At 63.4% G+C, this 14,357-nt stretch carries 10 protein-coding genes; all 10 read left to right on the top strand.

Annotated elements, in window-relative coordinates; all coding sequences use genetic code 11:
* The first annotated feature begins 71 nt into the window (after nt 1-71).
* The 10 genes from rnr to H7688_RS01640 all read left to right on the top strand — a co-directional run bounded on the left by rnr (nt 72) and on the right by H7688_RS01640 (nt 14,090).
* Nucleotides 72-2,276: a ribonuclease R gene (gene rnr, locus H7688_RS01685; RefSeq protein ID WP_183359287.1), complete on the top strand. Its 2,205-nt coding sequence runs from the start codon at nt 72-74 to the stop codon at nt 2,274-2,276.
* 79 nt (nt 2,277-2,355) lie between these two features.
* Nucleotides 2,356-3,216: a twin-arginine translocase subunit TatC gene (gene tatC / locus H7688_RS01680; RefSeq protein WP_183359286.1), complete on the top strand. Its 861-nt coding sequence runs from the start codon at nt 2,356-2,358 to the stop codon at nt 3,214-3,216.
* Nucleotides 3,217-3,560: 344 nt separating this feature from the next.
* Nucleotides 3,561-4,514 (top strand): bifunctional riboflavin kinase/FAD synthetase, encoded by a 954-nt coding sequence (locus tag H7688_RS01675; protein WP_183359285.1) that lies wholly within the window; start codon nt 3,561-3,563, stop codon nt 4,512-4,514.
* Nucleotides 4,515-4,576: 62 nt separating this feature from the next.
* Complete coding sequence (locus H7688_RS01670; protein WP_183359284.1) at nt 4,577-5,602, top strand: lysylphosphatidylglycerol synthase transmembrane domain-containing protein; 1,026 nt, start codon at nt 4,577-4,579, stop codon at nt 5,600-5,602.
* Nucleotides 5,599-7,455 carry a glycosyltransferase family 117 protein gene (locus tag H7688_RS01665; RefSeq protein ID WP_183359283.1) on the top strand — a complete coding sequence of 619 codons (1,857 nt, stop codon included), beginning with the start codon at nt 5,599-5,601 and terminating at the stop codon, nt 7,453-7,455. Before H7688_RS01670 ends, H7688_RS01665 begins: the two co-directional genes overlap by 4 nt.
* Nucleotides 7,455-8,327: a shikimate dehydrogenase gene (locus tag H7688_RS01660; protein WP_183359282.1), complete on the top strand. Its 873-nt coding sequence runs from the start codon at nt 7,455-7,457 to the stop codon at nt 8,325-8,327. Before H7688_RS01665 ends, H7688_RS01660 begins: the two co-directional genes overlap by 1 nt.
* A gap of 60 nt (nt 8,328-8,387) precedes the next feature.
* Nucleotides 8,388-10,097 carry a type IV-A pilus assembly ATPase PilB gene (gene pilB / locus H7688_RS01655; RefSeq protein ID WP_183359281.1) on the top strand — a complete coding sequence of 570 codons (1,710 nt, stop codon included), beginning with the start codon at nt 8,388-8,390 and terminating at the stop codon, nt 10,095-10,097.
* A 15-nt stretch (nt 10,098-10,112) separates the two neighbouring features.
* Nucleotides 10,113-11,216, top strand: coding sequence for a type IV pilus twitching motility protein PilT (locus tag H7688_RS01650; protein WP_183359280.1), 1,104 nt, complete (start codon nt 10,113-10,115; stop codon nt 11,214-11,216).
* Nucleotides 11,217-11,249: 33 nt separating this feature from the next.
* Nucleotides 11,250-12,470, top strand: coding sequence for a type II secretion system F family protein (locus H7688_RS01645; RefSeq protein ID WP_183359279.1), 1,221 nt, complete (start codon nt 11,250-11,252; stop codon nt 12,468-12,470).
* A gap of 3 nt (nt 12,471-12,473) precedes the next feature.
* Nucleotides 12,474-14,090 carry a two-component system sensor histidine kinase NtrB gene (locus H7688_RS01640; RefSeq protein ID WP_183359278.1) on the top strand — a complete coding sequence of 539 codons (1,617 nt, stop codon included), beginning with the start codon at nt 12,474-12,476 and terminating at the stop codon, nt 14,088-14,090.
* Nucleotides 14,091-14,357 lie beyond the last annotated feature (267 nt).

Below are 14,357 nucleotides of genomic sequence, written 5' to 3'. Positions count from 1 at the left end.
ATGAGAGGGCGTTTTCATTGGCCGGCTGCGTCCTCGTTTCCCATAAACCGTCCGGTCCGAAAGGGTAGCCCATGCGTAAAGGAAAAGATGCGGTTTTAAAACTTCTCAGAAACGGCGAGCCGGTGCCGTATCGGCAACTCCTCAAGATGCTGGGGGTGGCGCGCGGCCAAGAGCGCAACCGGCTGGACGAACTTTTGGACAACCTCTTGGAGGCGGGCGAGATCGTAAAACTCCCGGGGCGGTTCTACGCACTCCCCGGTGCGGCCGGTGCGCTGCGCGGCAAGCTTTCCATGCACCGCGACGGCTACGGGTTCGTCATGGCCGAGGATGGCAACGGCGATCTCTACGTGCCGGCCCGCTACCTGCGCGACTATATGAACGGCGACCTCGTCGAGGCCCAGGTGGTCTCGGTGCGCCGGGACGGCAAACGCGAAGGGCGGGTGACCGCCCTGGTCCAGCGCGGAGTCACCTCCGTCGTCGGGCGCTTCGAGTCGGTCGGCAGGGGAGGGCGGGTTATCCCGGACGACGACCGTCTGGGGCACGACCTCTTCGTTCCCCCCAACGCCCTGGGCGGGGCACGCGACGGCCAGGTGGTGCAGGCGCAGATCACCACCTATCCCAGCAAGGTGCGCGGCCTCGAGGGGCGCATCACCGAGGTGCTGGGTGACGTGAACGACCCCGAGGTCGAGGTGCTCACGGTGATCAAGAAGTTCGACCTGCCCCATGTCTTCAGCCCTGCGGTACTTGCCGAGGCGAGCAAGGAGCCCCAGGAGGTTCCGGCCGAGGCGACCGCGGGACGGGTCGACCTGCGCGAGCGGGTCACGGTCACCATCGACGGCGAGACGGCGCGGGACTTCGACGACGCTGTTTCGGTCTCCCGCGAAGGGGAAAGGATCAGGCTCTGGGTCTCCATCGCCGACGTCTCCCACTACGTTGCGGAAGGGTCGGCCCTCGACCTGGAGGCCTACCTAAGGGGAACCTCGGTCTACTTTCCCGACCGCTGCATCCCGATGCTCCCTGAAGAGCTCTCCAACGGGATCTGCTCCCTGAACCCCCAGGTGGACCGGCTTACCATGACCACCGAGATGCTCTTCGACAGCGCCGGTGAGATGGTCGAGTCCCGTTTCTACCCGAGCGTCATCAAAAGCCACGCCCGGCTTACCTACACCATCGTGAAGCGGATCGTGGTGGACGCCGACCCGGAGGCAATCGCGCAGCACAGGACCCTGGTGCCGCACCTCAAGGTGATGGAGGAGCTGGCACTGCGGCTCAACAAGAAACGGAACCTGCGCGGCAGCATCGACTTCGACCTCCCCGAGCCCCAGATCGTCCTGGACCTGCAGGGGGAGACCACGGCGATCGTCAAGGCCGAACGCAACTTCGCGCACCGGATCATCGAGGAGTTCATGCTGGCGGCCAACGAGGCGGTGGCAAGCCACCTCGAGGGGATCCCGGTCCCCGCCTTGTACCGCGTGCACGAGAACCCCGACCCGGTGAAGCTGAAGGACCTCGCCGAGTTCGTCTTCAGTTTCGGCTATCAGCTCACGGTGGAGGATGACAAGGTAAGCCCGCTGGCGCTGCAGAAGCTTCTGGCCGAGGTGGAGGGGAAACCCGAGGAGCGCCTCATCAACGAGGTGCTCCTGCGCTGCATGAAGCAGGCGCGCTACTCGGCGGAGAACCTGGGGCACTTCGGCCTCGCTGCCACCTCCTATACCCATTTCACCTCCCCCATCAGGCGCTACCCGGACCTCGTGGTGCACCGCATCCTGAGAAGGGTGCTCTCCGGCAAACTCGCCGGGAAGGAACGCGGGGCGCTGGAAGCGAGGCTGCCGGAGACCGCGCTGCACACCAGCCGGCGCGAGCGGATCGCCATGGACGCCGAGCGCGAGATGGTCGACCTGAAGAAGATGCAGTTCATGCGCGACAAGATCGGCGAGGAGTACGACGGTTTCATTACCGGGGTCGCCTCCTTCGGCTTGTTCGTGGAACTGGTCGATCTCTTCGTGGAGGGGATGGTGCCGGTCGCCACGCTCCCCCAGGACTACTACGTCTACCTGGAGAAAAGCCATTCGCTGGTAGGCGAGCGGAGCCGGGTGAGCTACCGGATCGCCGACAAGGTACGGGTGAAAGTGGCGGCCATCAACGAGGCGCGCCGGCAGGTGGAGTTTGCCCTGGTGGGCTCACTCGAGTCGCGTCCCATCCAGCGGCCGGTTGGCGGTGAGAGCTACGCGCGCATCCCGATCAAGGGGAAGCGTCCCAAGCCGCGGCGTCGCTGAAACAGGTTGCACTCGCTTTGGCCGCTGTGGTATAGAATTTGTTTGAACTTTTCGGTACTCATGAGGAGAACTCCCCAATATGGCTGAGGAAAAAGTCCTGCCCTTCATGGAGCACTTGGTTGAGCTTCGCAAGCGGCTTATTGTATGTGTTTTCGCCATCATCATCGGCATGGGGGTGGCCTGGAACTTTTCCAACGACCTCCTGGGCTTCGTGGAAAAACCACTTACCGGCAAAACCTACCTGAACGACATCAAGAAGAAGGTGTACGACGAGGTGAAGCAGCGCTACCCGGCGGCCTACCAGCGTTACAAGCTGGGCGAGGAGCACGGCGTCGCCGAGAAGGTCCGCCCCCTCAACTACAGCGCGCCGCTCGAACCGTTCTTCGTGCAGTGCAAGATCTCCATGCTCGCCGGGATGGTCATCGTACTGCCGGTGATCTTTTACCAGGTCTGGCTCTTCGTGGCGCCGGGGCTTACCCGCAAGGAACGACGTTACGTGGTCCCCTTTGTCACGGTCGCCTCGGTGAGTTTCTGCGTGGGCGCCCTGTTCTTCCTGGTGGTGATCTGGCCGGTGATCATCAACTTCTCGCTCTCCTACGAGGAACTCGGGCTGCAGAGCTGGTTCAACATCTCGGCGTACATCAACTTCTGCCTGAGGCTCATCCTGATCTTCGGATTGATCTTCGAGCTCCCCGTTTTGGCCTTCATGCTGTCCCGCTTCGGCCTGGTCAACTACCGGATGCTCGCCGCCCGGCGCAAGTACGCCCTTTTGGCGAGCTCCATCATCGCCGCCTTCCATGCCGACCTGGTGACCATGTTCGTCATCATGATCCCGCTCTACCTCATGTACGAGATCAGCATCTGGGTGGCGCTGGTGTTCGGCAAGAAGCGGGCGCCGGCGGTAACCGACGATGACGACGTGGAGCCGGCCGAGGCATAGTGTTGGTGTCCCTGCTTCCGGTAAGACAACCGGATTCCGAGGGCTCACGGCTAAATGAGGCAACGCAGCTGGCGTCACGCCCTCCCCGTTGCGCAGGGGAGACAGAGGGGATTTGAGGCAGCTTGCTTCCAATTCCACCTTTGCCGCCGCGTTAAATTCCCCCCTGTCCCCCCTTCGCAAAGGGGGGAACGAGAATTCGGCTGCAACGCTGCGTGGAGAATGAGCTCCGACCCCGGTCTATGTCCTTTTGAAAGGCATTTCGCCACTGCCATGCCGGTCAACTATTCTAGCGATGCGCGCGTTCCCTCACGGAGCGCGCTTTAGTCCTTAAAGGTCTGCAGCAGATGATTATTTATAAGAGCATCGCCGAGGTAACGGAAAAACTCCGGCATCCCGTGGCGACCATCGGCAACTTCGACGGGGTGCACCTGGGGCACCGCGAGATCTTCAAGCGCGTGCGCGAACTGGCCAGGAAGGCGGGCGGGGTCTCGGTGGTGATCACCTTCGCCCCCCATCCGCTGCAGGTCCTGGCCCCCGAGCGCGGCGTCAAGCTGATCACCAGCCCCCGCGAGAAGGCCGCCCTCATCGAGGCCTCCGGGATCGACTACCTGCTGGAAATCCCCTTCGACGCGGCCTTTGCCGCCCTGTCGGCCCGCCAGTTCGTGGAGCGGGTCCTGGTCGAAACCTTGGGTATCGACCACCTGGTGATCGGCTACGACTACGCCTTCGGCAAGGGAAGGGAAGGGGATGTTACCCTGCTGCGCGAGCTGGGGGGACGTTTCGGCTACACCGTGGAGCTCCTGCCGGCGGTCGCCAACGGCGACACCGTCTACAGTAGCACCAAGGTGCGCGAGCTGGTGACCCGGGGAGACGTGAAGGGCGTGGTGGCGGTCCTGGGACGGCACTACTTCATCACCGGGACCGTGGTGCATGGCCAGCACCGGGGGCGGGGACTCGGTTTCCCCACCGCGAACCTCGAGACCGAGGATGACCTGCTCCCCGAGGTCGGCGTCTACGCGGTGAAGGTGCGCATCGGCACCGAACTCTTCGACGGTGCCTGCAACATCGGTTCGAACCCGACCTTCCAAAACGAACGGGTCACCCTCGAGGTGTTTCTCTTCGACTTCGACGGCGACCTCTACGGCATGGAGGTCTCGGTCTTTTTCCTGGACCGCCTGCGCGGCGAGCAACGCTTCCCGAACCTCGACGCGCTGAAGGCCGCCATCGCCGCCGACGTAGCGCACTGCAAGGAGATCCTCAGGGACGCTTCCATCATCGAGTACCACGACACCGAGTAACCTGAGACCACCTGCCTGAGCCGTCCACCCGGCCGGTCCGGTCTACCGTTAGGGAGTACCTTTTGAAGAAAAAACCGGATTTAAAGCTCTGGATCGGCATCGGCATCAGCGTCTTCTTCCTGTTCCTGCTGTTCAGGAAGATTGATTTCAGCAAGCTGGGCGCCGCCTTCCGCGAGCTGGACTACCGCTTCATCCCGCCGGCCATCCTGTTGACCTTCGTGAGCTACTACCTGCGGGCGGTGCGCTGGAAGTACCTGCTACTCCCCATCAAAAAGACCAGCATGGGGAATCTCTTCCCCTCCACCCTGATCGGCTACATGGCCAACAACCTCCTGCCGGCCAGGCTTGGCGAGTTCGTGCGTGCCTACTCGCTGGGACAGAAGGAGGGGATCGGGACCTCGGCGGTGTTCGCCTCGCTGGTGGTCGACCGGCTCTGCGACGGTTTCACCATCCTGCTGGTGCTGCTGGTCACCTTCTTCACCATCAAGCTGCCCCCCGGGATGGAGCACATCCAGAGGGGGCTCGTGACCGGCGGCTACGTGACCTTCGGGCTCTACGTCGGGGTGCTCGCCTTCCTGGCCCTTTTGAAAACGCGCACCGAGTGGACCGTCCGCCTGGTCACCCGGATCCTCCAGCCGGTGGCCCCGCGCTTCGCCGAGCAGGTGGCGACCCAGCTGCGCCACTTCATTTCCGGGATCCTCATCCCCAGCCGTCCCCGCGAGATCGGTGCCGTGGTCGTGAGCTCGCTTCTCATCTGGGCCAGCGCGATCTGGCCGGTCGACCTGGTGCTGCGCTCCTTCGGGGTGGCACTCCCCATCACCGCCAGCATGTTCATCATGGTGTTCCTGGTCTTCGCCGTCATGGTCCCGGCCTCCCCGGGGTTCGTCGGCACCTACCATTTCGCCTGCGTCACCGCGCTCTCGGCGTTCGAACTGCGCTCCGAGAAGGCGCTCAGCATCGCCCTGGTGACCCATGGCCTCAGCTTTTTCCCGGTGATCGTGGCCGGCCTGTACTGCGTGTGGCGAGACAAGCTGAGCCTTAAGAACATAAGCGCTGCAAACGACAGCCAGTCAGGAGCCTCCGCGTGAGCACCAGGGTCGCCCTTAAAAGGCTCGACGCCTTTGCCATCCTCTCGTTTCTGATCCCCCTTTTCCTCTACCTATTGACCCTGGCGCCCTCGGTCACCTTTTTCGATTCCGGGGAGTTCATCACCGCCACGGCCTCCTTGGGGGCCTCGCACTCGCCGGGCTACCCGCTGTTCATCAACTACGCGAAGCCCTTCACCTGGCTCCCGTTCGGCTCCATCGCCTTCAGGGTGAACCTGGCCACGGCGATCTCGGCGGCGCTTGCCTGCTACGGCGTCTACCTCCTGGTCACCCACCTCTTGAAGGACGAGGAGATCCCGGGTAACTTCTTCCGCACCGCCCGCGGCTTCACCGGCCTCTGCGCCGCGGTGACCTTCGCCGGCACCTCCCGGCTCTGGCTGCAGTCCAACCACGACAAGCCCTATCCGCTTCTGGCCTTTATCTGCGCGGTGGTCTACTACCTCATGCTCTTGTGGCGCGACAGCTACGACCGTGGCGAGGAGTGCCCGGCCTACGTCTACCTCGGTGCCTTCTTGTGCGGCCTGGGGACCGGCGCCCACCAAATCATGGTGCTGATGATCCCGGTGTACGGCTGGCTCATCGTCTCCAAGAACTGGCGCATCCTCTTCAGGGTGAAGGAGTTCGTGATCGCCCTGGCCTTCGGGATCCTGGGCTTCGGGATCCACCTGCACCTGATCGTGCGCGCCACGCAGCGGCCGCTTTTGAACTGGGGGGATCCCCAGACCCTGAGCCAGTTCCTCTGGACCCTGCTCCGCAAGGGGTACCCGACGGTGAAGCCGGACCGGGACCTTGCCCTGCTCTGGGACCAGGTGAACGCACTCAACGTCCCCCGGGAGTTCACGGTCGTCGGTCTGGCGCTCTTGCTGATCGGCCTCATGAGCTTCGCCAAGCGCCAGCGCGACGCGGTCCTCTCCTACCTCATAGGTCTCGCCTCGTTTCTGCTGGTGATCGTCGGGTACTTCAACACCGGCCGTGAGTTCATCTTCTTGACCGAGGAGTTCTTCACGCCGCTCTACCTGTTGAGCGCCGTCTTCATCGCGCTCGGCACCTTTCACCTGGTGCAGGAACTGGCGGCCCGGCTCCCCGCTGCCTGGGCCGAGAAACGCCCCTTGTGCCGCACGCTCCTCTCCCTGCTCATGGTGCTGCCGGTCTCCGTCTGCCTTTTGCACTACCAGGAGAACGACCAGCACGAAAACTACGTTGCCTTCGACTACGCCTCCAACGTGCTGAAGTCGCTCCCCGAGGGGACCGCGCTCTACACCTGGGGCGACTCGGGTGCCTTCCCGCTCTGGTACATCCAGGGGGTGGAGCGGATGCGCGAGGACCTCGACCTCTTGCACACCCCGCACCTGGTCTTCAAGTGGTACCTGGACAGCTTTCCGGAACTCTTCAAGAACTCGAGGCTGCGCACTATCCCTCCCGGGCAGATCGCACCGGAAGACGCGGTCATGCTGTCGGCTTCCGAGATGATGGACAAAAGGCCGGTGTACATCGACTTCTCCACGCGCTATTCCGTCGAGTTCACCCACTACCAGCCGCACCAAAACGGCATCTGCTACCAGCTGCTCCCCGCTTCGCAGCCGCTTGCCCCGCCCCCCACCGATCTCTGGCAGATCTATACCCTGCGTGGCGTACTGGGGGACGACCTCTTTTTCCGGGACCTCGACACCGGCACGGCGATCCGGATCTATGCCGCGGCGCACCTGGAGGCCGGAGAAACCCTCCTTAAGATGGGGTACCCGCAGGGGATCGTCGAACTGGCAGCAGCGCAGCGCATCCAGCCCGACCTGGCGAAGCAGATCGACCAGCTGCGTACCACCTACGGGGTGCGCTGATGACGCCCATTACCGGCAAGACCATGCTGACCGGGATCATCGGCTGGCCGATCAGGCACTCGCTGTCGCCGGTCATGCACAACGCCGCATTCCAGGCGCTGGGGCTCGACTGGAGGTTCGTCCCGTTCGCGGTCGCTCCCGAGCGGCTAGCTGAGGCGGTCGCGGGGCTCAACGCGCTGGGGGTCATCGGCTTCAACGTGACGATCCCCCACAAGGTGGCCATCATGCCGCTTTTGGACCGGATCTCCCCCGAGGCGGAACTGATTGGCGCGGTGAACGTGGTGGACAGCCGCGACGGCGTCCTGACCGGCTACAATACCGACGGGATCGGGCTCCTGGCGGCGCTGCACCAGGAGTTCGGCTTCGATCCGGCGGGAAAAAGAATCCTGGTGCTGGGTGCCGGCGGAGCGGCGCGCGCCGCGGCTGCCGCGCTGGGGAGCGCGCAGGCTGCCCGCATCGCGCTCGCCAACCGCAGCCTCGCTGCCGCCTACGGACTTGCCCAGGAGCTCGGTACCCGGCTTACCGGGACCGCCTTCAGCGAGCACGGCCTCGGCGCACTCGGCGATCCGGCGTTTCTCGCGGAGTTCGACCTCATCGTCAACACGACGAGCGTCGGGATGGCCCATGATTCCTTCCCCGGCCTATCGCTTGCCGGGTTGAAGCCCGGGCTCTGCGTCTACGACATGGTCTACGCCCCGCCGGTCACCCCGCTCATGAAGGAAGCTGCCGCCTGCGGGGTGCCTTGCGCCAACGGGCTCAGCATGCTGGTGGCCCAGGGGGAGGCGGCCTTTGCCATCTGGACCGGCCGCACGCCGCCCGAGGGGTGCATGGCACAGGCCCTCGCGGCGCTGCCAAGTCCAGGTAACCCTTGACAATACCGCCGTTACAAAATACCATTCACGGGGTGTTAACGCCGCCAATGAGGGTTTTTCATGCATATCAGTAGATTGGGAGAGCTGCTGGTCGGGAACAACCTGATCACCAAGGAGCAGCTGCAGCAGGCGCTTGCCGAACAGAAGTCCTCCGGCGGGCAGCTGCGCCTGGGCTCCATCTTGATCCGGGACAACCTGATCACCGAGGCCGACCTGACCTCGTTTCTCTCCAAGCAGTACGGCGTGCCGACCATCAACCTCGCGGACTACGACGTCGATCCCCAAGTCGTCAAGGTCATCCCCGCCGAGATCGCCCACAAGTATCAGATCGTCCCGGTGAACCGCGCCGGCTCGACCCTGATCATCGCGATGAGCGACCCCTCCAATATCTTCGCCATCGACGACATCAAGTTCATGACCGGCTACAACGTCGAGGTCGTGGTGGTGTCCGAGAGCGCCATCAAGACCGCCATCGACAAGTTCTACGACCAGAGCGCTTCGCTTGCGGACGTCATGAACGACCTCTCCGAGTTGGAGGACTTCGAGGTGGTGGGGGAGGAGACCGACGTCGACGTCTCCTCTCTGGAGCGCGCCACCGAGGACGCCCCGGTCGTCAAGCTGGTGAACCTGATCCTCACCGACGCCATCAAGAAGAAGGCCTCGGACATCCACGTGGAGCCCTACGAGCGGAGCTTCAGGGTGCGCTACCGCATCGACGGCGTGCTCTACGAGGTGATGAAGCCCCCCCTGAAGCTGAAAAACGCCATCACCTCGCGCATCAAGATCATGAGCGAGCTGGATATCGCCGAGCGCCGGCTCCCCCAGGACGGCAGGATCAAGATCAAGCTCGGGGGCGGCAAGGACATGGACTTCCGCGTCTCGGTGCTCCCGACCCTGTTCGGCGAGAAGATCGTCATGCGGCTTTTGGACAAGTCCAACCTCCAGCTCGACATGACCAAGCTGGGCTACGAGCCCGAGGCGCTCGAGGCCTTCCAGCGGGAGATCCACAAGCCCTTCGGCATGGTGCTGGTCACCGGGCCGACCGGCAGCGGCAAGACCGTTTCGCTCTACTCGGCGCTCTCCGAACTGAACAAGGTGACCGAGAACATCTCCACCGCGGAGGACCCGGTCGAGTTCAACTTCGCCGGCATCAACCAGGTGCAGATGCACGACGACATCGGGCTCAACTTCGCCGCCGCCTTGCGCGCCTTCCTGCGCCAGGACCCGGACATCATCATGATCGGCGAGATCCGTGACTTCGAGACCGCCGAGATCGGCGTCAAGGCCGCGCTCACCGGCCATATGGTGCTCTCCACGCTGCACACCAACGACGCCCCCTCCACCATCAACCGCCTCCTCAACATGGGGATCGAGCCGTTTTTGGTGGCGAGTGCCGTGAACCTGATCACGGCCCAGCGCCTGGCACGCCGGGTCTGCCAGGAGTGCAAGGTGGTGGAGGAGATCCCGGTAGCCTCGCTCATCGCCGCCGGGGTCCCCGAGGCGGACGCGCCGCACATCGTCTGCTACCGGGGTGCCGGTTGCGGCAAGTGCAACAACACCGGCTACAAGGGGCGCGTCGGTTTCTACCAGGTCATGCCGATGCTCGAACCTATCCGCGAACTGATCTTAAACGGCGCCAATACCGCCGAAATCAAGCGCGAGTCGATGCGGCTCGGTGTCAAAACCATGCGCCAGTCTGGTCTTACCAAGCTTGCCGAAGGTGTCACCTCGTTTGAGGAAGTGCTCAGGGTCACCGTTTCCGATGAATAACCGGGTGAGGATATCATGATCAATTTTCATCAGTTGCTGAAGGAACTCGTGGAACGGGGCGGTTCGGACCTGCACATCACCACCAACACCTCGCCGCAGATCCGTATCGACGGTCAGCTGACCCCGATGGACATCCCGCCGCTCACCCCCGTCGAGACCAAGCAGCTTTGCTACTCGATCCTCACCGACAGCCAAAAGCACAAGTTCGAGGAGGAGAACGAGCTCGACCTCTCCTTCGGCGTCAAGGGGCTGTCCCGCTTCAGGGGGAACATCTTCGTGCAGCGCGGCGCGGTGGCCGGCGTCTTCCGCGTCATCCCCTACAAGATCCTCACCTTCGAGGAACTGGGGCTGCCGCCGGTCGTCAAGGAACTCTGCGACAAGCCGCGCGGCCTCATCCTGGTCACCGGCCCGACCGGTAGCGGCAAGTCGACCACGCTCGCCTCCATGATCGACCGGATCAACACCGAGCGCCACGACCACATCGTCACCATCGAGGACCCGATCGAGTACCTGCACCCGCACAAGGGGTGCATCGTGAACCAGCGCGAGGTCGGCGCCGACACCAAGAGCTTCAAGCACGCCCTCAAGTACGTGCTGAGGCAGGACCCCGACGTGGTACTGGTGGGCGAGTTGCGCGACCTGGAGACCATCGAGGCGGCGCTCACCCTTGCCGAGACCGGCCACCTCTGTTTCGCGACCCTGCACACCAACTCCTGCGCCCAGACCATCAACAGGATCATCGACGTCTTCCCCCCCTACCAGCAGACCCAGGTCAGGGTGCAGCTCTCCTTCGTGCTCGAGGGGGTGCTTTCGCAGACCCTGATTCCCCGGGCCAGCGGGCAGGGGAGGGCGCTCGCCCTCGAGGTCATGGTCCCGAACCCCGCGATCCGCAACCTGATCCGCGACGACAAGGTGCACCAGATCTACTCGCAGATGCAGGTCGGCCAGGACAAGTTCGGCATGCAGACCATGAACCAGAGCCTGATGGCGCTTTTGGCCAAGCGCATCATCAGCGTGGACGACGCCCTGGCGCGTTCCTCCGAGCCCGACGAACTGAAGCAGATGCTGTCTCCGGGGAGTGCGGTGCTGGGACAGCCGCGCCCCCGTCCGTCGCGCTAGGCCTGGCACCAGTTACTACCAAAGGAGAACCCTATGCCTAAGTTCAGTTGGGAGGCCAGGAGCAAGGCCGGCAGCACCCAGAAGGGTGTTATGGAGGCCGGCAGCGCCCTGCAGGTCGAAGCCCAGCTTAAGAGATACGGTTTCACCGGCATCACCGTAAAGGAAGAGGGGCGCGGGCTCAACATGGAGCTCAAGCTCCCGGGCCGCAAGGGTGGCAAGGTCGACACCAAGGACCTGGTGGTCTTCACCCGCCAGTTTGCCACCATGATCGACTCCGGCCTGCCGCTGGTGCAGTGCCTGGACATCCTCGGTAGCCAGCAGGAGAACAAGACCTTCAAGGATTGCCTCCTCAAGGTGAAGGAGAACGTGGAGAGCGGCTCCACCTTCGCCGATGCCCTTGCCAAACACCCCAAGGTCTTCGACCAGCTCTACGTGAACCTGGTCGCCGCCGGCGAGGTGGGCGGTATCCTCGACACCATCCTGTCGCGCCTGGCGGCCTACATCGAGAAGGCGATGAAGCTCGCCAAGCAGGTCAAGGGTGCCATGGTCTACCCGGCCACCATCATGGCCATCGCGGTGGTCGTGGTCGGCGTCATCCTGGTCTTCGTCATCCCGACCTTCGCCAAGATGTTTGCCGACTTCGGTGGCGAGCTCCCGGCGCCTACCCGCATCGTCATCGCGCTGAGTAACTTCCTCACCAAGTACATCCTGGTGATCATCGCCATGATCTTCGGGATCAAGTACGCCCTCGGCAGGTACTACCAGACGGTCAAGGGGCGCCGGGTAATCGACAGTTTGGCCCTGAAGACTCCCGTGATCGGTCCCCTGGTCCGCAAGGTCTCCGTCGCCAAGTTCACCCGTACCCTGGGAACCATGATCAGCTCGGGCGTCCCCATCATGGATGGCCTGGAGATCGTTGCCAAGACCGCGGGGAACAAGATCGTCGAGGAGGCCATCTACAAGGTGCGCCAGTCGATTTCCGAAGGTAAGACCATCGCCGAGCCGCTCGCGGAGAGCGGGGTGTTTCCCCCCATGGTGGTGCAGATGATCTCGGTCGGCGAGGCAACCGGTGCCATGGACGCCATGCTGAACAAGATCGCCGACTTCTACGATGACGAGGTCGACGACGCGGTGGGCGCGCTCACCTCGATGATGGAGCCTATGCTGATGGTGTTCCTGGGGACCACGGTCGGCGGCCTGGTCATCGCGATGTACCTGCCGATCTTCAAGCTGGCCGGCACGGTCGGCGGGTAGGGTATGCCCGATCGCAGAAGGATCGGTTGGTTCATCCTGTTAAGGGTGGTGGTCGTCTCAGCATTTCTCGCCTCCACCCTTTTCCTCGACCTGCACCTGGACAGTGCCGCGGAAGGGGCGCGCAGCGTCGTTATCCGGCTGGTCCTGGCGACCTACCTGTTTTCCCTTATTTCCTACGCAGTCCTGAAGCTTTCCACGCGCCAGGTCCGGACCTTGAGCTACGCGCAGATCGTCTGGGACCTATTGCTGGTGACCACGCTCATCCTGGTTACCGGCGGTGTCAGTTCCCCCTATGCGTTTCTCTATTTTCTTTCCATTGTCAGTGCGAGCGTGCTCTTGGCCCGATCGGAGGCCTATTACACGGCCTCGCTCTGCGTCATCCTCTACGGAGCGATCCTCGACTTCCAGTTCTACGGTCGCCTGACCGGACTGGGGCTTCCGCCGTCGGCAGCGCAATCGAGCGGTCCCGGCTACATCTTCTACCTGATCTTTCTTTACGCTACCTCCTTCTTCCTCACCGCGTTTCTGGCCGGCAGCCTCGCCGAACGTGCCCGGCGCAGCGAGAGCGCCCTGCAGGAGAAGGAGATCGACTACGCCGAGCTGGAGCGCTTGAACAGCTCGATCGTGTCCACCATCCAAAGCGGACTGGTGACCGTCACGCCGAAGCTGCGCATCAGGGTCTTCAACCGGTACGCGGAAACCCTGGCCGGGTTGACCCAGCAGGAGGCTTACGATCGGCCGTTGAACGAGGTCTTTCCGGGGCTGGCCGATCAGGCTCTCCTTGCCCAGGCGGCCCGCCAGGGGGAGTTCGAGCACCTGGGGCCGGACGGGGAGCTGATGCTGCTCTCCTTCAAATCGGTCCCGCTTACCGGCACGGACGGCGAACCCAACGGCGCCGTATTCGACCTGCACGACCTGACCCAGATGAAACGGCTGGCCGGCGAGTTGAAGCGTGCCGACGAGCTCGCTGCGGTCGGTGCCCTTTCGGCACGTATGGCGCACGAGATCCGCAACCCGTTGGCGGCCATCAGTGGCTCGGTCCAACTGGTAGCGCTGCGGGAGTGGGCGGACGAGAAGGACAAACGGCTCTTCTCCATCATCCTGAGGGAGACCGATCGGCTCGACGGCCTGTTGCGTGATTTCCTCCTCTATGCCAAGCCCGCCACCCCGGCCAAGGTCCCCCTGCAGTTGAGCGGCCTGATCTCCGAGCTGAGCCCGCTGCTGGCCAGGGATCCCCGGCTTGAGGGGGTGGACATCGAAAACCGGGTGCCCAACCACGTCGTGGTCGTCTTCGACAAGGACCAGTGCAAGCAGGTCTTTTGGAACCTCATCGTGAACGGTGCCGAGGCCATGTCCGGGCAGGGGAAGATCGTGATCGACGCCTCGGTACAGCGCGGCGGGGAAGCCGACCAGGTGCGCATCCGGGTGAAAGACAACGGCCAGGGTATGTCCGATGCCGATGTGAAACGCGTTTTCGAACCCTTCTTCACCACCAAGAAGGGGGGGACCGGCCTGGGGCTCGCCACCGTGTACCGCATCGTGGAAACCCACGGCGGCCGCATCGCCGTCTCGAGCAAATCCGGCAAAGGGACCACTATGACCCTTTTCCTGCCGGCTTAGAGGCAGGGGCAGGGGCTGGGGGCTGGGGGCTGGGGACTGGGGACTGGGGACTGGGGACTGGGGACTGGGGACTGGGGACTGGGGACTGGGGACTGGGGACTGGGGACTGGGGACTGGGGACTGAGGCTTGCCGACTGGATAGGTGATAGGTCGCGGAAGATGCGACATGATTTATAGATAGGACGAAATAGTTAGAGGAGACGGGACGAGCGGTGCTACAGGTGGTGCGGGACAATGAAGCGACTGGTGCATGGTTTTTACCACCCC

The organism is Geomonas limicola (assembly GCF_014193675.1).
Taxonomy (GTDB): domain Bacteria; phylum Desulfobacterota; class Desulfuromonadia; order Geobacterales; family Geobacteraceae; genus Geomonas; species Geomonas limicola.
The sequence above is the reverse complement of the archived record's forward strand: the minus strand, read 5'-3'. Positions and strand labels throughout refer to the sequence as shown.